We start from the raw sequence: 22,165 nt of genomic DNA on the forward strand, positions 1-22,165 counted from the left end.
TAAAAGAAGTGAATTATGATGCAACCATTTGAACTTAAGTTTAAGCGAAGTCATCGACTACTGGATAAGTACTTTTCAGGATCAACGATTCATTATCGTCAGATGATTGCGCTGTTTGTACCGATTTTGATCGATCAGATTTTTATTATGGGATTGAACTTAATCAATACTGCAATGATCAGTTCAGCAGGCGTAGCCGCAGTCAGTGCTGTCAATATGATCGATTCGATCAATATTTTTCTACTGAGTGTATTTATTGCTGTTGCGACAGGCGGAACCGTAGTTGTTGCGCAGTACAAAGGACGCGAAGATGAGCGTGGAGTCTCTGAAGCGAGTGCAGGAGCCGTTTCTTCGGTCTCTTTACTGGCGATAGCCGTAGCTTTATTCGGGATTATTTTTCATGCACCGATTTTGAATATCCTTTTTGGATCGGCTGAAGCGGATGTGATGAATCTAGCACGAACGTATTTAATCGGAAGTTGTACTTCTTTTCTGGGCATAGCGATCGTGGAAGCCGTATGTGGAGCATTACGTGGGGTAGGTAGTACACGAGCTTCATTGATGTTATCGCTGATTATGAATTTAATTTATGTGTTGTTGAATTTTGTCTTTATTAACGGGTTACATATGGGCGTATTCGGAATGACCTTGTCGGTGAATATTGCAAGATATTTGGGCGCTGCTTGTGCAATCTATTATCTGTTCAAAATGGATGTTAACCTGAAAGTTCAATTGCGTGAGATTTTGATTATCAAGTTCTCGATGTTGAAAAGAGTGCTATTTATCGGTCTTCCTTTTGCCGCTGAACAAATGTTTTTCAATGGGGGTAAAATTTTAACCCAGATTTTTATTGTAGGTATGGGAACGTATGCCATCGCTACGAATGCGATCTGTTCTTCATTAGCAGGCGTGATGCAGATTCCAGCCAATGCATTAGCGCTTACGATTATTACAGTAGTTGGTCAGTGTATTGGTAGCGGACATATCCAAGATGCTCGCAAATTTACCAAGTCATTTCTCATTTTATCGTCGCTTTCATTTGTCGTGATGGGATTATTGATCTTCCCATTCTTCTATCCATTAATCTCGATCTTTAATCCGCCAGCAGAGATTGTAGACGATATTTTCTTAGTTCTTTTAATCAATACGATTGCTCAAGTTCCTTTGTGGGCGATTGCGTTTATTACTCCTTCTTCGTTACGTGCAGCAGGAGATTCCAAGTTTACTTCACTGGTGTCAATGTTATCTATGTGGTTATTCCGGGTTGTACTGGGTTATATCCTTGGGATTACGCTAGGTTGGGGTATTCTCGGGATCTGGATCGCGATGGATTGTGAATGGGCCGTCAGAGGATTGATCTTTATGAAACGATTCCGAGGAAATAAATGGCTTCAACATCGAGTCATTTAGACAAATATCAATAAGCCTTGATTGCAGATGCAAGACGTCTGTAGTCAGGGCTTTTTTTACGTTATTTTAAAGTATAGTGAATAGGGGCATTACGAATAGAATGCTAGACAGTCATCAGATTACGTTTATAATGGGACATGTTCAGATCTTTAATCAAGAAAGGATGAGTATGAATTGCAAAAGTCTCAAATATATCGTCTGCTTCGTCTGGGTTGTGTATTATGTATCGGATTATTGATTTCTTGTAGCCAACCTTCAGCAGAAGCAGCAACGAACACATATTATGTCTCGCCTACAGGTAAAGATAGTCAGAAAGGAACAATCACTTCTCCCTGGAAAACGCTCCAACATGCAGCAGATACAGTGCCCGCAGGCAGTACGGTCTATCTGCGAGAAGGTGTCTATAAGCAACAGCTAGCGATTACTCGCTCAGGATCAGCAAGCAAAGGCAATATTACTTTTACTCCTTATTCTTCGGAAAAAGCAGTCTTAGATGGAACAGGTCAAGCTGTTGATGGACTGCAAGGAATGATCGATATTCAAAATGCTAGTTATATTACGATCAAAGGATTAGAAATTCGTAATTATACGACTATTCATGCGGATGAAGTACCAACAGGCATCAGTATACAAGGAGCAGGTAGTCATATTCAAATTACAGGAAATAAAATTCATGATATTAAAAGTACGGTCTCATTATCAGGTAATCATGCAACAGGTCGAGATGCACATGGTATAGCAGTGTATGGCAACAAAGCACCAGAGTCGCTACATGATATTACGATCGATCATAATGAGTTATACAATCTTGTATTGGGCTCAAGCGAATCGCTAGTCGTCAATGGGAATGTAGAGAAATTTACGATCAGTCATAATCGTTTACATGATAACGATAATATAGGGATTGATGTGATCGGATATGAAGGAACAGCGCCTAATGTGAAGTACGATGTTGCCCGTCAAGGCGTGATCAAAGGCAATACCATCTACAATATCTCATCTAATCGCAATCCTTTTTACGGGAAAAAGATACCCAATAACAGCAACTCGGCAGGCGCTATCTACGTAGATGGTGGCAAAGATACAGTGATCGAACAAAATAAAGTGTATGACAACGATATTGGGATTGAGATCGCTTCAGAGCATGCCGGCAAATCAACCGACAATATTACAGTGCGTAGCAATATTATTTTCAGCAATCGACTTACAGGCATTGCGATGGGCGGATATGATACCGAGCGGGGTTCAACGATCAATAGTCATATTATGAACAATACGCTGTATAAGAACGATACCCTCAATCGTGGTAACGGACAGTTGTATGTGCAATACGATACACGCAACAATGTGATCAAAAATAATATTATGGTCGCTGGTGCATCCAATGTGCTTATCTACAATGAATATACCAAAAATAGTGGCAATATTATTGATTACAATCTGTACGATGCACCGGATGGTAGCGCAGAAGCCACATGGATTTGGAAAAATAAAGAGTATGCAGGCTTTCCAGATTATCGTAAACGTAGTGGTAACGATGCCCATTCACTATTTGCTAATCCCAAATTAGTAGATCCTGCGAAGCAAAATTTCCATGTACAACAAAGCTCACCAGCCATTCATCAAGGGATTGCTGATCCATCTATAGTAGGTACACTGGATATCGATGGACAACCTCGCAAAAGCCATTCGCCGATTACTATAGGTGCTGATCAATAATAATCATAATGCAGTTACATTTTAAATATGGAGCCAGTACCGTATTCCAAGTCCAACCAGTATACCGATGACAACAGTAAGCAGAAATGAACGGGTGACTTTAATCATTAATGCAGCTACTATAGAGCCACCGAGAATAGGCAATGAGATAGAAGATGATCCATGGTTAGTCGTAAATATTTGATCTACAATAAGCGCCACCATGATCGCAATCGGAACAAAGTTGAAATACAAGCGCAGGGTGGGATTCAATACTCGCCCTGCCATCATTTCGACGCCCATCAGACGTGACAGAAAAGTCACGATACATAGAACAATAATCAAAACCCACGGTTCAGCCATGATGTGACCTCCTTGCAATATAGAGTCCAACCAATGGAGCGATAATACCTGTTAAAATAAGATTAAATTCACTATTTGGCATCATATGATGCAATAGACTAGCCATACCTAGCGCTGTGATAGCAGTAGCAATAATCGGTTTGTGAGTCAGAGCAGGAATAAGTAAAGCTACAAATGTAATTGGAAAAGCCAAGTCCAACCCCCAACGTACAGGATCAATAAGATCACCAAGGTAGGCGCCGATATAAGAAGCAACAACCCATGCACTATAAAATGTTCCTGCCACCACTCCAAAATACAAAGGATCTGCTCCATACTTCTGATAACGTATATTTCCCAGAACAAATGATTCATCTGATACACCAAATGCTAATAACCAGCGATATTTTCGAGAAGCAGGTGCTAGATTATCTGCCAGTGCAGCTCCATATAACAAGTTACGCAAATTAAGCAATACCGCAGTGATCAGCATACTTGGCAAAGCAGCCCCTGATATAAACATAGCCACGATCACCAATTGCACAGAACCGGAAAAGACGAGCAAAGACATAAGTATCGTACTCCACAGACTCCAATGTGCTTGTGTAGCCAGTACTCCATAAGATAATCCATAAGCGGCTATCGCTAATGCTAAAGGTAAAGCTTCAAGTAAAGCGGTTCTAACGGTTTGTTGTTTAGTGAGCATATACCAATTCTCCTTGTATTCTATTTTGTGAAAGTATAAAGTAATAACTAATTAGTATATTATAATTAACTTTTGTATGATTATAGTATAGATTATAATTGAAAGTAAAATAAAATTAACTTTTTATAAAATTAAATATACTCTCGTGTAGAATAAATAAGAAAGAACTGAATATAAAAGGAGCTTATTATGGATACAACTGCTGAATTTCAAGGAAAAGAAGAAGAAGTGGGTAAGCAGATCGGAATTAACTTACGACAATTTCGGACAGCTAAAGGGATTACAATCGAAGCCTTTGCCAAGCAAATAGGAGTGAGTAAATTAACATTGATTAAGATTGAACAGGGAGAAGCAAACCCTACGTTATCTGTGATCTGGAAAATTGCAGATGGTTTACATATTCCGATTGCAGCATTGTTATCTGGAGAGTCAGATGTGTCTATTATTCGCAAACAAGAAGGGATGCAGTTAAAAAGTTCAGACGATGCTTTTGTAGTCGAACCTTTATTTCGCTCGAATGGATTTGAGTTATATCGAGGATATTTACAGCCCAATCGTTCATACACATCTGAAGCGCATCAAGCTGGAGTGACTGAATTTGTAACCGTAATGTCAGGTCAACTTACAGTAGAAGTGAATCAAGAACGGTATGATCTGATGGAGGAAGAATGTATTCGTTTCAAAGCTGATCGTCAGCATACGTATAGTAATTCATCTGAATCTATGGCTATTTTACATTTTGTGATTACCTATCATTAGGATTGCGAGTTCTATTTTAAAGCTAATAGTAAAGAAAAATGGATTCATCGATTATGTGAATCCACCCTATTAATATGTAATATGAGAATTATTGTTCTTCCATTGCAGTAAAAAATCTTCCTGGTGGTGTAGACCAACCGGGTACATTAGGGACAAAATTAGCAACCGCGATTTGTGTCATGCCTAGCAATAGAGTCCCTGAAATGAACATGATAGCTCCTATAAAGACAATTAATTTGCTCATAATTATACTATTCCTTTCTAAAATGACTTTGAATTAAAGTAGTAATCAATAAGATTAGACCTATACACATGAAGATAATACTAATAATATAAGGTGTTTTTAATCTGAGAACGTCTAAAAAATTATTGAATTGTTCAGGCATATCAATAGGTCCTCTAGTATGGGTAAACATATTGGCTACGGCTACATGTACAAATCCAAACAAAAGAGTACCTGCAATCAAGAAAACAGATCCAATGATCAACCGAGAATAGTTCATTACTGTCTTTACCTCCTTATCTATAGCATCAATAAAATAAGTGTATACAAAAAATAAAGCTGCTGGATTAATTATCCAACAGCTTTTATAGTAACACAGTCGCAGAATAACACCATAAAAGGGTGCGTATCCTGTTCTTTTTATCTACATATATAGAGGGTTAAATTTACGCTTCGCCCCATGCACGATCACCGGTTAAATACTTTTCCGTCAAAATGGAAAGCAGTTGAATACCCACTTCATTTTGTCCGCCTTCAGGAATAATCAGGTCTGCATATTTTTTGGAAGGTTCAATAAAAGCTTCATGCATCGGTTTGACTGTGGTTAAGTACTGCTGGTGAATCGATTGAATACTACGTCCACGTTCTTCGATATCTCGCAATACACGACGTAAAATCCGCACATCTGGGTCGGTATCCACAAATACTTTGATATCGAGTTCTGCACGCAATTTCTCATCAGATAATACATGCAAACCTTCCACAATCGCAATATGATTGGGATGCAATTCGAGCGTCTGATCCACAAATCGTGAGTCGGTTGTAAAATCGTATACAGGAGCAAAAGCCGCCTGTCCTTGTTTGAGCAAATTGAGATGTTCGATCATTAGTTCATTATCAAAGGCAAACGGATGATCATAATTAATCAATCGGCGTTCTTCCGCAGTCAGTCGGGAGTGCTCTTTATAATAATTATCCTGAGATATAAAAGTGACTTTGTCTGTGCCAAGACGTTCAATCACTGAACGAGCAACAGTTGTTTTTCCTGATCCGGTTCCTCCGGCAATACCAATAATCAGCATAGTGATTACTTTACCCTCCCTAAATGTTCCCAATACAATTCTAATATTGTAGCATAGCAGCAACGTTTTTTCATTATATTTCATCAAAATACAGTGACAAATCCATGATGATATTAACGGTGTGTAAAGGAAAATAGACAAAAGGAAGTATTCAAACCAAAATGTAGCATAAAGTAACTTTGAAATTAGATAAAATATGACATAATGTCAAATGACTTTTCTTCAAATTACGGTAAGATGTAAGATAGATAATCTTATTTGTTTTATTTAGTATGGAGAAATATGAACTAATTTTTAATATGCATTTAAAATATAAGTGTCACCCAAATAACGCATAACAGAATGGAGAGATCGAGATGCAACAACAAAAACTATTTATTAATGGTCAGAGGTTAGCAGAAACGATCGAACACTTTGCCGATTTTGGACGTACAGACAATAATGGTGTGACACGATTGGCATTGAGTGAACAGGATATCGCTGTACGTGGATATTTTCGCTCCTGTTGTGAATCATTAGGAATGACGGTTGTTGTGGATGATATGGGATGTATGTATGCAACACTAGCAGGTGTAGAAGATGTACCTCCGATTGTTATAGGTTCTCATATGGATACGGTAAAAAAAGGAGGTCGCTTTGATGGTATATTAGGTGTCATCGCCGGGCTAGAAATCGTCCGTACTCTAGTCGATCATGGAATTAAGCCTCGTATTCCGATTACTATCGTGAATTTTACGAACGAAGAAGGTGCACGTTTTGAACCTTCGATGATGGCTTCCGGAGTATTATCTGGGAAATTTGCCAAAGCCGATATGTTAAACAAAAAAGATAGCGATGGCATTACATTTGGCGATGCATTAGCTCAAAGCGGATATGCTGGAGAAGTCAGTCACCGAATTCAAGAAGCTACAGCTTATTTAGAATTACATATTGAGCAAGGACCTGTATTAGAACGAGAAGAATTACAGATTGGACTAGTCGATTGTGTGGTCGGTATGGTCTGTTACGAGATTGAAGTCACGGGTGAATCAGATCATGCGGGCACGACTCCTATGGATATGCGGAAAGATGCTTTTTTTGCTATGAATGATCTAGTGACGATGTTGCGCACGCAATTAAGTACGTTTGATTCGGAGTTAGTGTATACAATGGGACGAGCGAATGTATTTCCAAATATTCATACGGTCATTCCCAATAAAGTGACTTTTACATTAGAAGCTAGACACAAGAATGAAGAGATTGTACGTGAAGTGGAGCGAATTATTCAAGGGTTACCTGCGGTACAGGGAGATTGTGAAGTGACTAGCACCAAGTTGTGGGGACGCGATACCGTCTGGTTTGATCCGACGATTTGCGAAAGACTGGAAACATCGGTTCAGACATTAGGATATTCGTATAAAACAATGGCAAGCGGAGCCGGACACGATGCCCAATTTGTCGCTTCTTTTTTACCATCTGCGATGGTATTTGTACCTAGTGTGAATGGAAAAAGTCACTGTGAGGAAGAACTGACTTCGTATGAAGATTGTGAGAAAGGAATTAATGTGTTGTTGGATACCGTGTTGGGGATGTTGGAGAGTTGAATGGGATTCAGAATTTTATAAATCATACGTACCGCCTTTCGATAAATATCGTTAGGTGGTTTTTTTATAATAGTAATTAGGTCATTTAATAACAAAATCAGTGAAAATATTAACTTTATCCCAAGACACCTGAGAATATTAGAATCGTGAAAGAGACTTTGTTATTTGAATGTATAGTATGATGATGTACATATAAGATATATTATTTACCAGAATAGCTTCTAACTAGGGGGAAGTAATATGGAAAGAGATAAAATGAACTACCAAAAAAAGTGGGAGTTTTTAGATAAAAGACCTAGTCAACCTGGCATGATTATTGATGGCGAGAATGACATTGAGTTATGGATGAATTATAGTCAGGAGGAAATAGTCCAAAACCATATAAATCAAGATTTAATCGAAGATTCTATGTTCGAATTTGTAGAAATGTTTTGGAGTATAGAGCCAGATTATCAAGTATTAGAAATTGTATTTAACAAGGATTTTATATATGTATTGAATGGTAAATATGTAATGGTAAATAATAATGTTACAGATGAGAATAAATTAACCGTTCCTAAAATTAAAGAAATTCAGATGACACTTGATCCAGAGACAGAATATATTCAAACATTTGAACTTATTTTATACGAAATGCCTGATATAAATATTTTGAATGAGAAAGTAAGACAAATATCTTCAAACTTAGTATTTGAGCATAAGAATAATAAATTGAAACTAATGTTATCTGGAAAGAGCTTCATTATTTCTAACTGATCCTAATAATAAAAGAAAGAATCTATTGAATATATAACTTATATAAAACTTACATAAATTTTTTGAATAAAATAATAACCAAGATAGGAGCACACATTGAGAATACTTACAGCTGTATGTAAAGGAATCTGGATAATAGCTATAACTATAAATGTATTATCAATTCTATGGTTAGTGGTAGGTTCAACAGCTAATTTTCAAAGTTCTATGTATATTGTAGCGAGATACACATTATTTTCTGTCGGCATTTTCTCCATTATTCTGATCTCTCTATCTATCTTTTATTTGTGGAAAACAAAGAAGCAGAGTATAGGTGTTTCAGGTTGTGCTGTAGCTCTTGTTTTCTCGTTATTCTTACTGGGTTGCTCCTCCATGAATCAAGAGGGTGTGGTCGATAAAGAATGGTTTCGTGACTCTGTAGATCAAGATCCTATTAAGTCTACAACAGATGGGAAATATGATTATCGTCTGGAAATTATTAATAGAGGACAAAAAAATGTACGCCAACAGTTATATGTTAAAGAGTTAGGTGTTCCTATCCAATCATTTAAAATAAATACAGATGAAGGAAGTGCTGATTCGATTCTTTCTCAATAAGAATAGTAAAACGTAGCAAAATTATAAACGATTGAAACATCATATCTTGTTATAAAGTAGGAGGGTGCAAATTGGTAGGTGTAGTCATTGAAGAATATACACTTGAACTTAGCAGTCACAAATCAATTACGGGTGGAGTTTATTTTCAAATAGGAGATACATTTTTCCCTGATTGCCATTGGAATGATTTCATTATAGTTATTTTGACATGGTGGAATAAATCTATAAAATTACTTGAAACTTCGTCTGTTGGAACATCACAAAATTTTGATTTTATGGATGGTCCGTTCTATATGCATGGAGTAAAAAAAGATAGCTCACATATCACATTAGATTTTATAAAAAGAAAACAAGTTGGCTTGGAAGTCATTGCATCACTAGATACAGAGATTATTTTTTTTAAAAAATCAATTACAAAGGCTTCAAAAAAAGTGATGGGAGAAGTAGATGCTAAACAATGGATGACTGATGATATAGAAGAGTTGAGAAAGCAAATAAAATAATAGATATTTCGATGTTACAACCTTAGAGAAAAATTGAAGTTCACCCCTTAAAATAAACATTTGAGGTATCCATTACGTTATTGAAAAGGTGATAGAATGAATAAAGATAACTTATTAGAATTATCCAAAAATCTAGATACTGAATATGAGATAGGAATTTGGTCAGAGACAAGGGACTTACTTGAAAGACAGGATAATATCACAGACTTTTCTATTAAATATGCTGAGGGTCAGTATAATATCATAATTAAACTACAAGATCTTAACTTACACGCGGCAAAAACTTTATTTACATTATTAGTACAATTTATAGAGTATAATTCAACATTTTATGTAAGAGAAGATAAGAAAGATTCATTTGTATACTATTTACTTTCTTCAATGGATAGCAAAAAAGCGTTCTTATGTTATATAGTGATCCAATAAGTTTGAGATTTTGAGTAGGCAATATTTAAGAGTTTTCTTTATACCTAAAAGAAATGGATTGAAATATAGTATTCTAATAAAATGATTATTACCTTATATTCGAATTTGGAAAATAGCCTATAAAAATTCAATAGTTGAAGGTGAGTACTCTTGTTATTATCCAATTCAAGAAAAAAATATAGCATCCTATGTTCTAAATGCCATAAAGAACTTTACGGAGTAGGATTTGGAAGTCGATCAGATAAACTACAATGTTTTCACTGTAACATTTATTATGACTACAATTTAAAAAGTAAAGTTCTAAAAGAGTATAAAGATTATAGTAAGCTGTTAAAAAAATGGGATACAGGTAGTGGGGAATATCCTGGTATACTCACGAGCCAATTGTATAGTCTGTGGTATTTGAAGATAGGTATTAGATAAATAATAATCTAAGAGGTGATTCGGTGTTTGAAGAAGAAAAATTAAAAAGATTTATACATATGTCTGAAAGTATTTTGTCTTTGGAAGGATTAGAAACTGTAACACATTATTTTGAACATGATGAATACGAAATGTCATTTGAAGGTTTAGTGATAGAACTTTATACAAGTAAAATGTATACTGTAAAGTTCGATTTTACAGAATGGAAAGAACTTGCATTGGCTTTTGGATTAGATAAGGAATCTATTTTTGACGAGAAATTTTGGGATAACTTTATGGAATGGGGAAATGCGTTTAAGGTTAATGAATAATTTGATTAAACTGGTTATTTAAGAGATAAAGGATTACAACATTTCATATCATTAGATTATAATAGTAGTTCTTTTAAAAAAATAGTCACTAAAATAGTGTAACAGCTAAAATAATTACATAAGTATTTAAAGGAATTTAACTAATAGAGATCGTTATTAATTAACAGTATTTAAGAAAAAATGACATACAAAAATAGGCATAGCTTTTATTGGTAATTCGATGTAAGAGAAGAGGAATTAAAATGTTTAATATTCAGCTAATTTTGAAAAGCGTACCTTCTATAAATAGAGTATCAATAACGGATTCATCATTTGAAATGGAACTAGATGGTCCATTAGCCATTTTGATTGACATATGTGAAGTTTTTGAAATTTCAGAATCGATTTTATTTCTTGTTTCTGGTTTCGGACAAGAGCAATGGTCTGTCGATTGTAGAACTGATCTGTTAACAGTAATCGAACAAATTCCATTTATTTTAAAGAAAATAAGTAAAAAAGATTTCTCATTTCAATTGGATTTTTATGAACAAGGGATTGAACGATTGCTTATTTTTGAAGAAGAGAATAATCAGGTCAGAGTAAGTTGTGTAAGTTATACCAATTGGACACCTGATGAAGCTATTTGTATAGAAAAAGACGAGCTTTTAATGATGTTTGAACATTTTTATGATCATTTTTTAGAATATAGTCAAATCTTATGCCCTAATCTAGCGGATCACATTTTACTAAATGATTGGAAAAAAGGGTGAGAACGAACACATCTGATATTGAAAAAAGATATAACAGTATATGTTTGTATATTGATGCTATATTAGTAAAGATACATATCACACAATAAGAACTTAGGAGGAATGATCATGGATCAGCAAGAAATATTTATGCCAGCTTATAGAGATAAAGGTATCAAAATAACTTTTCTGGATAATTTGTTTGTAATCGGATTGTATGTTAATTATTATTACTCCAATAATGTTATTGTGATTTGTCCTGAAGAAGCTCATGATGATACAAGAATGCTTATTCCTATGACTGCTATCAAAAAAATAGAACCTTGGTCTTTGGATGATTATGAATTAGACGATTAGAATGCTCAATAAATTATGTAGTGTAATAAGAAAAAGCCTTTCTCCAAAAAACAGAGAAAGGCTTTTTCTTTAATAATTATTTTAAAATCGATTTCATTGTAAGTAGTAGATTAATAATTCACTTGAAAGGTTCCTGCATTTGCAACGACTGGAATAGTAGTGACTGCTATTTTATGTGGACCTACTAGTTTTTCGTCGGATTTAAGTAGTGTTGTAGGGCTACTTCCACTATAACTCATTGCAGATACTTGGCGACCTGCACTATCGTAAATTTTAATATTAAAGTTAGCATATTTACTCGGGTTGATTTTCACTTCAAATTCGCCATGTAAAAATAGCTGTTCTGAACTAGTACCTACATTATAAACGGGAGAAGCAGTAAACGATGGAGCTACACTTTGGTTGGAACTAGTTGCGTTTAGTGTGTTTGGAGTGCTAGAGACCTCACTAGCAAATCCAATAGGTGCAAGGGCGAGAGAAGCGGCGAGCGACAGGGCTGGAATTAAAATCAGTTTCTGTTTTTTCATCATCATTCTCCTTTGTGATTAGTTTACAACCAATGTCATTATAACACAGGTATACTTAATTTCCAAATATACCCTAAATTGTATTTTATATTGGGTTAATTACTGTTTATTTAGAAGACGTATTACTTTTTCCTAGCATAGATTACGCATTCGGATTCAGATATGGTAACGTTAATTCAAAGCTATAGTTAAGCATTGATTTTATTTCTATCAAAGGAGCTTATATCTATGTACAATAATCCTGAATCGACTTCAGCCCAGCAACCTTCTTTAACATTACGAGAAGCGTTTGCGCAAACAAATTACATTTTAGCAGGGAATGGTGATCGGAATATACATGTGTTGCAACAAGCATTTGCAGATATCAATGGAGACCTTGCAAGTGATATGTATGGTCGGGGACCAGTGATCGAAGATTTCCAGAAACAGATGGCAGATGTGTTAGGCAAAGAAAGCGCAGTGTTTTTCCCAACAGGTACGATGGCACAACAGATTGCTTTACGTATCTGGTGTGATCGCCAGAATAACCATAACGTTGCGTACCATCCTTTGTGCCATTTAGAGATTCATGAAGAAGACGGATTGAAAGAATTGCATCATATCCAGTCGATTTTACTAGCAGATCAAGATCGCCTGATTACACTTGCAGATGTACAGCAAATGGATCAAAAGGTTGCTTGTCTGTTACTGGAACTACCTCAACGCGAAATCGGAGGACAATTACCAGCCTATAGTGAACTACAAGCCATTTCAGCATATTGCCGAGAACAAGGAATTTTACTGCATTTAGATGGAGCTAGATTGTTTGAAATTTTACCGTATTACCAAAAAACGGCTGCTGAAGTATGCGCGTTATTCGATAGTGTCTACATATCCTTTTACAAAGGTATCGGTGGTATTGCAGGGGCTATCCTAGCAGGGCCAAGTGACTTTACCGCAGAATCTAAAGTCTGGAAAAGAAGACACGGTGGCGATCTGATCAGCTTGTATCCTTATATCCTGAGCTCCAAATATTACTACGAACAACGTGTTGGCAAAATGGAACAATACTACAAAGAAGCAGTGCAACTGGCTCATGAAATTAACCAGTGTACAGCGGTTCACACGCTACCAGAAGTACCTGTCTCCAACATGTTCCATATCTATTTTGAACTACCCAAAGAACAAATCGAACCGAGCTTGATCGAAATGTGTCAGGCTACTAATGTTGGATTAGCTCCTTATCTCACTGACAAAAAGGATGGAACACAGTGCTCTACCGAACTTAGCATCGGCGACCGCTATGGACAGATTCCTTTGGAGCACATCCAACAAGCTCTACACTGGCTAGATCAACGCTTGAAAGAAGTCTCAGCAAACCAATAGAAAGAGAGTGCCCCGTCAATTCTAGTTGAATGGAAGAGATAGAGTAATCTACATCGAGTGATAGTCATCATTTTAATAGAAAAACAAAAAAGCTAAGTCGTTGATCCTACACATCTTTCAACGACTTAGCTTTTTTTAATGATGCCAATACTTCTCTAATCCTGTTCAAACTCACCAATCCTTACCTCAAAAGCTTAGCTCCACTACCAAAATAAAAAAAGAGAGCCACATTAGCAACGTTGCCAATGCCACCCTCTTTACAAGAACAGTTTTCAATATTGAGAATATTCTCTCCACACAGCGACGGCAAGAACAATATTTTTGCTGAAGCGGTTTCCCTCAGAACATTTTCCTTGTGTAAAACCAACCTAACTCAGTCTAATTTAATATTATAATCTTCGCTCAAATACTGATGAATCCGTTTGAAATCTTCTTCATTTAGATCACGTAATTTTTTCGTTTCATGCCCTAAAATAATGCCGATCGTCTCGGCTGCAAGTGCAGTGGTGGGTGTAATACGTGCGCTACCATAAGCTTTGATCGAAGCACCGATATTTTTACCAGCGACTAGAACGTTGTCGTAAGACTTTAACTCAAATGAACGCAGTGGAATCCCATAGAAATCAGGTTTACCGTATCCTTTACCGGTTGGGACAGAACGTGTGCCTTGAATGTCCATCGGATACCCACCAATACTGACATTATCCCAGAACATTTTACTAGCAACCACATCTTCGTAAGGCAATACATAATCTGTTTCAAATCGATTGTAGTCTCGAATATACAAGTAATCCGGGAACCCGTTTAACTCTGCATGTTCATAACCCGGAATATTTTCTTTGAGAAACGTTAATACACGTGGTGCTTCTGCTTTGCCTTTGGCTATAGCGGCTTGGACAGATTCTGGATTCGCAGGATCGACATCATAGATTAGTAGCGCATTGATAATGACATCACCATCTTTCTGATACGTCGAGTTGATGCCACGCAATTTGAGCTGTGGATCTAGTGATTTGAAGTTTTCTGTGATTTTGTTAAAGCCTGTTCCAAAATCATAATCGACATACGTATTTGTTCCATATTTCGCTTCTAGATTAGTCAAAGGATAATCTAACAATGTGGCACTATGCAGCTTCAGCCAATCGACCCCTTTGAACCGTAACATATAAGTCGCCGCCATATATTCAGGCTTATCGCCACCGAAAATAGATTCTACACCTGGAATACGAGTGACATGAAGCTTAGACGTTAATGCGTTATAATCGCTATTTTCGACCCAATATTTTGCTGCGATCGTATGAGATTGTTGATCTTTTGTTTTGTACGTTAATGAAGTGATCGCATAGTTAGCATCGGTATCGCTTTGCTGAATCTGATCAATTTGAATCCCACTTTCTAGCGGAATCCCTTGAATTAAGCTGTTATAATAGTCTGTAAATTGTTCTTCCGTACGGATATCGCCTGCATTATAAGCGTTATACAGCTTTTTCATTTCGCCTTGTACCAGACTTTTCTTTTTGTTTGTATTGGGTTCATCCAGTACAAGCATTTGTCCTTGAATTAATTGTCCCCCTGGCTTTTCCCGTGGATCGATAATCAGCACCTTTTGACCTTCATCATGTGCAGCTTTTGCCATTAAGATTCCTTCGACTTCACTACCGATCACTACAAGATCGTATGTCTGGGAAATGGTAGGTGTAGCAGGTTGGGGTGTCGGTATATCTGCTGAATCATATGTAGAATCTGTTGTCGTTTCACCGGGTGGAGATGCTTGCTGAGTAGGATTAGATGCGGAGAATAGATTCATTCCTACAGGAATAAGTGCAATAATAACGATAAGTAATAGACCCCACAAAAGTAAAGATTTCTGTCTTTTCACTGTTGATATAACCACCTTATGTATAATTTTCATTGTACGGATTAAGGCTTGAAGCAAAATGCCGTATCTATTCTAGTGTACTGTAAAAGAGAGCCAGCAAGGTTACAAAATATAAATATCTACCTATAGAGCAAAGGAGCACAGCATAATGAATCCAACATCAACAGACAATCTATCTTTATCCTCTGAGCAATTAACGTTAGCAATGGGATGCTTTTGGAGCCCTGAAGCTTTGTTCGGACAATTCAACGGTGTGATCCAGACGGCAACCGGATATGCAGGAGGAACTACAACGCATCCAACATACCGTAATCTAGGAGACCATTCGGAAAGTATAGAGATTACATTTCATCCGCAACAGATATCTTTAGAACAATTACTTCATACTTTTTGGACTCATCATCGTCCTGAAGCGATCAATGGATATAAAGGAAGACAGTATATGTCGATTCTTTTTTATCGCAATATAGAGCAGTATGAAATGATGGTACATGTTCAACAACAATATGCACCCCAATCGCTTCATACAGAAATCTTAGCGTATACCGATTTCACACGAGCAGAAGAGCGCCACCAGAAATATTATTTGCAACGAAAACCAGAGCTATTGAAGCAAGGGATAAAACATTTAGATTCACAAGAAAATCTTTTTCATTCAATGATAGGTGCACGATTAAATGCATGGGTTAAAGGATACTTATCTGAGGTAGAACTTATACAAGAAGTGCAAAAGAATGAATATAACTATATTACCAAAAGGCAACAATATGAAATATTAGAATCGATTCAGCAATATTCATCAAAACAATAATTACTGCTAAACCGTATATTAGATAACGATCGCTATGATATTATGGATAACTTTTTCGCTCATAATAAGGTAAATATATAATAAAAAGGCAGAAATGAGCTTATTTTTAACCGATTTTGCTTATAAAGTGGTCAAAATAAGCTTGTAATCAGGTCTGAAATCATCTATGATAGTTCCAATATAAAAAGTTAAAGCGCTATAACTTATATAAAATCGTTTTGTTTCGTGGAAACATAGAAGTGGAGAAATACTATTTATCTCTTGAATACCTTCACAATCGTTATGCATAATTATGAATTTATATTCTTCAATGTAAAAAGTGATAGGAGAATGATATTAACTATAGGAGGTGAAAATAATACGATTTATTCCAGATATTAATCTAGCGTGTATTGTTTATTATTTCGAAAGTTAAAGCGTTATAACTTTTGTTGAAGCAGAAAAGATAGACTCTCTTCAAAAGAAAGATAGCATCTACAGCCGTCTTCTGATCGCAAGCATGATGCTCCTATTGTTGAAAAGAAATCTATATCTAGTCGTTCAGTGCAATATAATAAAAACGCTTATTCATACAAGAAATAACGATTTAGCGCATTGCAGTGTAGTCCCTATCCTATATCATCCTGTATAATGAGCAAAAACAGGATGTTCGTTTTTTAAATAGTTGGCATATCTATGTCCTACTTTCGAAAAACGGCATCAATTAGGAGAATACAAAATGAAAGCCAGTATATTTGATGTTGCTAAAAGATCAGGATTATCGGTTGTTACCGTTTCACGTGTGCTCAATGGTGCAGGAACCGTACGAGAAAATAATCGTCAAAAAGTGATGGATGCGATTAAAGAGTTAGATTACCGTCCAAGTGCTGCGGCTCGTTCACTCGCTCGTGGACGTACAGGAATTATCGGGTTGATTGTTACCACGCTACAAGATTCCTTTTTCGATGCTGTTGCTAAAGAGATCAATGATGCTTTAGCTCTGCAAGGTTATTTTTTAGCGGTATCTGTATCCCGTAGCTTTGGCAATCAAGAAAGTCATTATTTGATTCAAGAAGATCGGGTAGATGGATTGATTCTATTATCTCCCGTAGAAGAAGAACGTTTCGTATCGGAATTGAAAAAGCGTAATATTCCGTATGTACTTATTGATAATCAGTTGTCTGAAAATAATGCTTCTGCGATCACTGTCGACAATTACAACGGTGGTTATGAAGCGACTCGTCATCTTCTGGAATTGGGGCATACAAAGATCGCTCATTTGTGTGGATTAGATGTATTTACGAGTACCAAAGAGCGCCGACAAGGATTTATCGATGCTCTACAAGAAGCAGAATTAGAACCGTTTGCGATTGTCGAAGGGGATTACAGTATGGATTTCGGTTATCAGACTGCAAAAAAATGGTTAGCAGAAAATAATCTGCCTACAGCTGTTTTTGCAGGGGATGATTATATTGCGATTGGTCTGATCAATGCCCTCATGGAAGAAGGTATTCGTATACCTGAGCAGATATCTGTAGTCGGATATGACGATCAAAATATCGCTTCGCAATTGCGTCCTTTTTTGACGACGATGAGACAACCGGCTGATCGGATTGGACTGGCGGCGGCGGATATGATTTTGCGTAAGATTAGTAATCAGAGTAAGCGTACGACAGGACTCAAATTAAAATCAGAATTGATTATAAGGCAATCTACAGCACAATGTAACCAGGATTAGAGGTGACTCATATTGGATTATTACCTTGGTATAGATGCAGGGGGTAGTAAAACGCTTGCTTATATTACCAATGAACAAGGACAGTTGCTTGGACAAGGACTTGCTAGCGGTGGGAATCATCAGACAGCAGGATTACTGGCTGGAGAACAGATTGGATCTGCGATTGAACAAGCATTACAACAAACGGGTATTCAACGTGAACAATTAACATCCAGTTGTTTTGGCTTAGCAGGTGCCGATCGACCAGCCGATTATGCTATTTTACATCCGATGATTCGTAGCCTTGGATTTGCAAAGTATGATCTAGTTGGGGATACGCTGATAGGGCTTCGTGCTGGAACAACGCAACCATATGGTATTGCTGTGATCTGCGGTACAGGAACGAACAGTGCGGGTATTCATCCATCAGGCGAAAGTTATCAGTGTGGTGGATTCGATTACAAGTATGGAGACTTCGGCGGTGGTGGCTCATTATGTATCGAAGTCTTTCGTTCTGTGATTCGAGCATGGGATGGAAGAGAGCATCCTACGGTGCTAACAGAATTGTTATTAGATATGTTGAATTATAGAGATGTAGAGACACTGTTTCACGATTATTTGGATCATGATTATGACGTGCCTTTACGTGCGGCAGAATTATTATTTACCGCTGCTGCATGGGGAGATGGAGTTGCTTTAGACATTTTAACCAAACAAGGACAGGAAATCGGAAAGTCGATCACAGCGATTATACATCGACTCGCTATGCACACGTTAACATTCGATGTCGTGATGGCTGGAAGCCTATTAACACGTGGAGATCGGGGTTGGATTCGCCCTCAGATCGAGCAAGCCCTACAACAATCTGCTCCACATGCCTCATTAGTTAAGTTAGAAGTTGAACCTGTGATCGGAGCGATATTACGAGCTATGGAGCAAGCAGGACGTTATATTACACCACAAGTATATATGCAGTTGCATGATATTGGACGCTTGAATACAGCGCCTGGCACAGAGCGATCGATCCAATCTTAATTACAACCATCATAGGATACCACACGTCAATGTCTACTATTTTATAAATACAGGATGTGATCATGAATGAGTAAAGGGTTAAAGGTAGCTGTAATCGGCGGGGGTTCTTCGTATACGCCAGAGTTGGTCGAAGGATTTATTCGCTATTATCATGATCTACCGATTCGTGAATTGTGGTTAGTCGATATTGAAGAAGGACTTCATAAGTTAAATATCGTTGGCGAACTGGCTAAACGCATGGTTAAAGCTTCAGGATTGCCGATCACGATACATTTAACAACGAATCGAAGAGAAGCTATCAAAGATGCTGATTATGTAAGTACACAAATGCGAGTAGGTATGTTAGAAGCGAGAAGTGTAGATGAACGTATTCCATTGCAATATGGAGTGATCGGACAGGAGACGACTGGCCCTGGTGGAATGATGAAAGCGCTACGAACGATTCCAGTATTGCTTGAGATTTGCCGGGATATCGAGGAGTTAGCGCCACAAGCATGGTTGCTGAATTTTACTAATCCAGCAGGTATGGTCACTGAGGCGATCCATAAGTATAGTAAAGTACGCAGTATTGGCTTATGTAATGCACCGATCGGTCTAATCAAATGGTTAACAGCACACTATCAAGTAGAAGCAGATCGGATCTATGCTGAATTTGTAGGACTGAATCATCTACACTGGGTGACCCGAATTGATGTCGATGGGCAACCGAAATTAACAGAATTATTAGAACAACGCGAACAATATGCAGCTGCTAATGTTCCACAGCAAGGTTGGGATGCTGATTTCCTGTTATCTTTACAAGCTTTACCTTCGTATTACCTCAAGTATTTCTATATGACACCTCAAATGCTAGAAGATCAATTGCTTTCTTTTGAAAATGAAGGATCACGTGCTCAAGTGGTACAGCAAGTCGAACAGGAATTATTCCAGCTGTATCGAGATCCTGAGTTGAAAGAAAAACCAAAACAATTGGAGCAACGTGGAGGCGCTTACTACTCAGAAGCGGCAGTCAATCTGATGCGCTCTCTGCACAATGGCACAGGAGATATACAGACACTGAATGTTCCTAATCGAGGAACGATAGATTTTTTACCGCATGATGCTTGTATTGAAGTCAACTGTATCGTGACTCAAAATGGCCCGTTACCAATTCAATTGTCAACTGTACCCGAGCCTATTAAAGGCTTAATGCATGCCGTCAAAACCTATGAACAATTAACGATCCAAGCTGCGATGACAGGAGATCGTCAAGTCGCTTTGCAAGCAATGGTGCATCATCCTTTGGTGCCTTCGATTGCGATTGCCAAAGACATGCTCGATGAAATGTTAGAAGCCAATCGAGCCTATCTACCTTTATTTTTTCAAAAAGAGAATATAGCTGTAGCAGAGACGATTTAAGGAAATTTCAAAATATCTAAATATCAAAAATGTTAGATAGCTTTACCCAGTTCAGAATATGAAAGTCTACCCTATGATAAGGAGGAATTACTATCATGCGTACTCTATTGCCTGTATCTATTGCAACACGTTTAATAAGTCTTTCCCTTGTGGTTGTATTATTCATGATCTCGTTCTTGGGAATGTTTGGAGTATCCACTTCTGCTTATGCTGCGAATGAAAAGAAACCTTTTCCACAGCAAGTCAATTATACAGGGGTCATCAAGCCCAATCATGTGACCCAAGCCTCGATGAATCAATCGGTCGCTTCTTATTATAGTTACTGGAAATCTACGTATATCAAAAACAACTTATCTTCTTTGCCGGGTGGTTATTATGTACAAGGTGATATTACAGGCGATGCGGAAGGGTTTGAACCGCTAGGAACATCAGAAGGTCAAGGATATGGCATGGTCATCACGGCTCTTATGGCAGGACAGGATACGAATGCACAAACCATCTACAATGGACTATTCAAAACAGCTAGAGCGTATAAAAGTTCAGGCAATCCTGCACTGATGGGCTGGGTAGTAGCAGATGATGTAGCTGCTCAAGGTCATTTTGGTTCAGCCACCGATGGAGATCTGGATATTGCGTACTCTTTATTACTAGCACATGATCAGTGGGGCTCTTCAGGAACTGTAAATTACTTGGCTGAAGCGAAAAAAATGATTGGTGCGATCAAGTCCAGTTATGTCACCTCTAACAATGGAATTAATCTAGGCGATTGGGATAGCAAAAATAGTTATGACACCCGGCCATCGGATTGGATGCTCAGTCATTTTCATGCTTTTTACGATGCGACTGGAGATCAGACATGGCTAAATGTGATCAACAATTTGTATAGCAAATATACTCAGTTTAGTAGTGCCTATTCGCCTAGTACAGGGTTGATTTCAGACTTTGTTGTCGGCAATCCAGCCAAGCCTGCACCACAGTGGTTTTTGGATGAATTTAAAGAAACCAACGAATACAATTACAACGCTTCTCGGGTACCGCTTCGGATCGTAATGGATTATGCGATGTATGGAGATACTCGCGGCAAAACGATAGCTAATAAAATGGCGGTCTGGATCAAAGGTAAAACAAGTGGCAAGCCTTCCAGTATCAAAGATGGATATCAGTTAAATGGTACAGCACGAGGTACGTATGCGACGGCTGTTTTTGTGGCTCCATTTATCGCAGCAGGGGTGACTGATAATGCTCATCAAGCATGGGTCAATACAGGATGGGATTGGATGAAAAATAGCAAGGAAAGTTACTTTAGCGATTCGTATAACCTACTTAGTATGTTATTTATTTCGGGTAACTGGTGGAAGCCAGCAGGAGTATGATCTTGGATGATAGTCTTAGATGATAGCTCATCAAAGATGGGTTCAAGCGTAAATGCAAGTTAACGATTGATTGAGATAGGTTCATCATAAAAAACTTCAGTCCTTGCTAAATAAGCATCGGTTGGAGTTTTTTGCTGTATTTTGTATTTTTCTAAATCATGACTTCTGTATCTCATT

Annotated in this window: 23 protein-coding genes; 17 read left to right on the forward strand and 6 right to left on the reverse strand. The window is 37.4% G+C overall.

What is annotated here, in order from left to right; genetic code table 11:
- Positions 1-18 precede the first annotated feature (18 nt).
- Together PO903_RS06520 and PO903_RS06525 are read left to right on the forward strand one after the other, a co-directional pair.
- A complete protein-coding gene (locus PO903_RS06520; RefSeq protein ID WP_069325798.1) occupies positions 19-1,410 on the forward strand; it encodes an MATE family efflux transporter in 1,392 nt (463 codons plus the stop codon).
- 174 nt (positions 1,411-1,584) lie between these two features.
- Positions 1,585-3,129, forward strand: a complete 1,545-nt coding sequence (locus PO903_RS06525; protein WP_273592922.1) for a right-handed parallel beta-helix repeat-containing protein — start codon at positions 1,585-1,587, stop codon at positions 3,127-3,129.
- A 21-nt stretch (positions 3,130-3,150) separates the two neighbouring features.
- Here PO903_RS06525 and PO903_RS06530 read toward each other — a convergent pair whose 3' ends face one another.
- Together PO903_RS06530 and PO903_RS06535 are read right to left on the reverse strand one after the other, a co-directional pair.
- Positions 3,151-3,471 carry an AzlD domain-containing protein gene (locus PO903_RS06530; RefSeq protein ID WP_273592923.1) on the reverse strand — a complete coding sequence of 107 codons (321 nt, stop codon included), beginning with the start codon at positions 3,469-3,471 and terminating at the stop codon, positions 3,151-3,153.
- Positions 3,464-4,156, reverse strand: a complete 693-nt coding sequence (locus tag PO903_RS06535) for an AzlC family ABC transporter permease (RefSeq protein WP_273592924.1) — start codon at positions 4,154-4,156, stop codon at positions 3,464-3,466. The genes PO903_RS06530 and PO903_RS06535 overlap by 8 nt, the downstream gene beginning before the upstream one ends.
- A gap of 189 nt (positions 4,157-4,345) precedes the next feature.
- Here PO903_RS06535 and PO903_RS06540 point away from each other — a divergent pair, with 189 nt between their 5' ends.
- Positions 4,346-4,915 carry a helix-turn-helix domain-containing protein gene (locus PO903_RS06540; protein ID WP_273592925.1) on the forward strand — a complete coding sequence of 190 codons (570 nt, stop codon included), beginning with the start codon at positions 4,346-4,348 and terminating at the stop codon, positions 4,913-4,915.
- Between the two features lie 88 nt (positions 4,916-5,003).
- On the opposite strand, the gene PO903_RS06545 is transcribed toward PO903_RS06540, so the two are convergent.
- Both PO903_RS06545 and udk read right to left on the reverse strand, forming a co-directional pair.
- Positions 5,004-5,159, reverse strand: coding sequence for a hypothetical protein (locus PO903_RS06545; RefSeq protein WP_273592926.1), 156 nt, complete (start codon positions 5,157-5,159; stop codon positions 5,004-5,006).
- A gap of 425 nt (positions 5,160-5,584) precedes the next feature.
- The gene (gene udk / locus PO903_RS06550) at positions 5,585-6,220 is read right to left on the reverse strand and encodes a uridine kinase (RefSeq protein ID WP_069325792.1); all 636 of its coding nucleotides are present in this window, start codon (positions 6,218-6,220) and stop codon (positions 5,585-5,587) included.
- A gap of 356 nt (positions 6,221-6,576) precedes the next feature.
- Between udk and PO903_RS06555 the strand changes: the two genes are divergently transcribed.
- The 8 genes from PO903_RS06555 (at position 6,577) to PO903_RS06590 (ending at position 11,904) form a co-directional block, all read left to right on the forward strand.
- Entirely contained in the window at positions 6,577-7,803 is a 1,227-nt protein-coding gene (locus tag PO903_RS06555; protein ID WP_273592927.1) for a Zn-dependent hydrolase, read from the forward strand.
- A 240-nt stretch (positions 7,804-8,043) separates the two neighbouring features.
- Entirely contained in the window at positions 8,044-8,559 is a 516-nt protein-coding gene (locus PO903_RS06560; protein ID WP_273592928.1) for a hypothetical protein, read from the forward strand.
- Positions 8,560-8,655: 96 nt separating this feature from the next.
- Complete coding sequence (locus PO903_RS06565) at positions 8,656-9,156, forward strand: hypothetical protein (protein WP_273592929.1); 501 nt, start codon at positions 8,656-8,658, stop codon at positions 9,154-9,156.
- Between the two features lie 71 nt (positions 9,157-9,227).
- Positions 9,228-9,659, forward strand: coding sequence for a hypothetical protein (locus PO903_RS06570; RefSeq protein ID WP_273592930.1), 432 nt, complete (start codon positions 9,228-9,230; stop codon positions 9,657-9,659).
- 96 nt (positions 9,660-9,755) lie between these two features.
- Positions 9,756-10,085 (forward strand): hypothetical protein, encoded by a 330-nt coding sequence (locus PO903_RS06575; protein WP_285097369.1) that lies wholly within the window; start codon positions 9,756-9,758, stop codon positions 10,083-10,085.
- Between the two features lie 446 nt (positions 10,086-10,531).
- A complete protein-coding gene (locus PO903_RS06580) occupies positions 10,532-10,819 on the forward strand; it encodes a hypothetical protein (RefSeq protein ID WP_273592931.1) in 288 nt (95 codons plus the stop codon).
- A gap of 242 nt (positions 10,820-11,061) precedes the next feature.
- Positions 11,062-11,568 carry a hypothetical protein gene (locus PO903_RS06585; RefSeq protein ID WP_273592932.1) on the forward strand — a complete coding sequence of 169 codons (507 nt, stop codon included), beginning with the start codon at positions 11,062-11,064 and terminating at the stop codon, positions 11,566-11,568.
- 108 nt (positions 11,569-11,676) lie between these two features.
- Positions 11,677-11,904, forward strand: coding sequence for a hypothetical protein (locus tag PO903_RS06590; RefSeq protein WP_069329738.1), 228 nt, complete (start codon positions 11,677-11,679; stop codon positions 11,902-11,904).
- Between the two features lie 110 nt (positions 11,905-12,014).
- Here PO903_RS06590 and PO903_RS06595 read toward each other — a convergent pair whose 3' ends face one another.
- Positions 12,015-12,431: a hypothetical protein gene (locus tag PO903_RS06595; protein ID WP_069329737.1), complete on the reverse strand. Its 417-nt coding sequence runs from the start codon at positions 12,429-12,431 to the stop codon at positions 12,015-12,017.
- A 228-nt stretch (positions 12,432-12,659) separates the two neighbouring features.
- Between PO903_RS06595 and PO903_RS06600 the strand changes: the two genes are divergently transcribed.
- Positions 12,660-13,796: a threonine aldolase family protein gene (locus PO903_RS06600; protein WP_273592933.1), complete on the forward strand. Its 1,137-nt coding sequence runs from the start codon at positions 12,660-12,662 to the stop codon at positions 13,794-13,796.
- A 373-nt stretch (positions 13,797-14,169) separates the two neighbouring features.
- On the opposite strand, the gene PO903_RS06605 is transcribed toward PO903_RS06600, so the two are convergent.
- Positions 14,170-15,675, reverse strand: a complete 1,506-nt coding sequence (locus PO903_RS06605; RefSeq protein WP_273592934.1) for an FAD-dependent oxidoreductase — start codon at positions 15,673-15,675, stop codon at positions 14,170-14,172.
- 148 nt (positions 15,676-15,823) lie between these two features.
- On the opposite strand from PO903_RS06605, the gene PO903_RS06610 reads away from it, so the two are divergent.
- From PO903_RS06610 to PO903_RS06630, 5 genes are all read left to right on the forward strand, one after another.
- The gene (locus PO903_RS06610; protein WP_273592935.1) at positions 15,824-16,486 is read left to right on the forward strand and encodes a peptide-methionine (S)-S-oxide reductase MsrA; all 663 of its coding nucleotides are present in this window, start codon (positions 15,824-15,826) and stop codon (positions 16,484-16,486) included.
- A 718-nt stretch (positions 16,487-17,204) separates the two neighbouring features.
- The gene (locus PO903_RS06615; RefSeq protein WP_069329734.1) at positions 17,205-18,203 is read left to right on the forward strand and encodes a LacI family DNA-binding transcriptional regulator; all 999 of its coding nucleotides are present in this window, start codon (positions 17,205-17,207) and stop codon (positions 18,201-18,203) included.
- 12 nt (positions 18,204-18,215) lie between these two features.
- Positions 18,216-19,217: an N-acetylglucosamine kinase gene (locus tag PO903_RS06620; RefSeq protein WP_273592936.1), complete on the forward strand. Its 1,002-nt coding sequence runs from the start codon at positions 18,216-18,218 to the stop codon at positions 19,215-19,217.
- A gap of 66 nt (positions 19,218-19,283) precedes the next feature.
- Entirely contained in the window at positions 19,284-20,615 is a 1,332-nt protein-coding gene (locus tag PO903_RS06625) for a 6-phospho-beta-glucosidase (RefSeq protein WP_273592937.1), read from the forward strand.
- A gap of 164 nt (positions 20,616-20,779) precedes the next feature.
- Entirely contained in the window at positions 20,780-21,988 is a 1,209-nt protein-coding gene (locus PO903_RS06630) for a family 8 glycosyl hydrolase (protein ID WP_273594627.1), read from the forward strand.
- The last annotated feature ends 177 nt before the right edge of the window (positions 21,989-22,165 follow it).

Source organism: Paenibacillus sp. PK4536, assembly GCF_028594455.2.
GTDB classification, from domain to species: Bacteria; Bacillota; Bacilli; order Paenibacillales; family Paenibacillaceae; genus Saccharibacillus; species Saccharibacillus nuruki.

Bases quoted from the DNA above. Each gene is read 5' to 3' on its own strand.
- udk (WP_069325792.1), bottom strand. From the start codon at position 6,220: ATGCTGATTATTGGTATTGCCGGAGGAACCGGATCAGGAAAAACAACT.
- PO903_RS06625 (WP_273592937.1), top strand. From the start codon at position 19,284: ATGAGTAAAGGGTTAAAGGTAGCTGTAATCGGCGGGGGTTCTTCGTAT.
- PO903_RS06535 (WP_273592924.1), bottom strand. From the start codon at position 4,156: ATGCTCACTAAACAACAAACCGTTAGAACCGCTTTACTTGAAGCTTTA.
- PO903_RS06615 (WP_069329734.1), top strand. From the start codon at position 17,205: ATGAAAGCCAGTATATTTGATGTTGCTAAAAGATCAGGATTATCGGTT.
- PO903_RS06555 (WP_273592927.1), top strand. From the start codon at position 6,577: ATGCAACAACAAAAACTATTTATTAATGGTCAGAGGTTAGCAGAAACG.
- PO903_RS06585 (WP_273592932.1), top strand. From the start codon at position 11,062: ATGTTTAATATTCAGCTAATTTTGAAAAGCGTACCTTCTATAAATAGA.
- PO903_RS06575 (WP_285097369.1), top strand. From the start codon at position 9,756: ATGAATAAAGATAACTTATTAGAATTATCCAAAAATCTAGATACTGAA.
- PO903_RS06630 (WP_273594627.1), top strand. From the start codon at position 20,780: ATGATCTCGTTCTTGGGAATGTTTGGAGTATCCACTTCTGCTTATGCT.
- PO903_RS06560 (WP_273592928.1), top strand. From the start codon at position 8,044: ATGGAAAGAGATAAAATGAACTACCAAAAAAAGTGGGAGTTTTTAGAT.
- PO903_RS06530 (WP_273592923.1), bottom strand. From the start codon at position 3,471: ATGGCTGAACCGTGGGTTTTGATTATTGTTCTATGTATCGTGACTTTT.
- PO903_RS06590 (WP_069329738.1), top strand. From the start codon at position 11,677: ATGGATCAGCAAGAAATATTTATGCCAGCTTATAGAGATAAAGGTATC.
- PO903_RS06520 (WP_069325798.1), top strand. From the start codon at position 19: ATGCAACCATTTGAACTTAAGTTTAAGCGAAGTCATCGACTACTGGAT.
- PO903_RS06600 (WP_273592933.1), top strand. From the start codon at position 12,660: ATGTACAATAATCCTGAATCGACTTCAGCCCAGCAACCTTCTTTAACA.
- PO903_RS06545 (WP_273592926.1), bottom strand. From the start codon at position 5,159: ATGAGCAAATTAATTGTCTTTATAGGAGCTATCATGTTCATTTCAGGG.
- PO903_RS06610 (WP_273592935.1), top strand. From the start codon at position 15,824: ATGAATCCAACATCAACAGACAATCTATCTTTATCCTCTGAGCAATTA.
- PO903_RS06540 (WP_273592925.1), top strand. From the start codon at position 4,346: ATGGATACAACTGCTGAATTTCAAGGAAAAGAAGAAGAAGTGGGTAAG.
- PO903_RS06595 (WP_069329737.1), bottom strand. From the start codon at position 12,431: ATGAAAAAACAGAAACTGATTTTAATTCCAGCCCTGTCGCTCGCCGCT.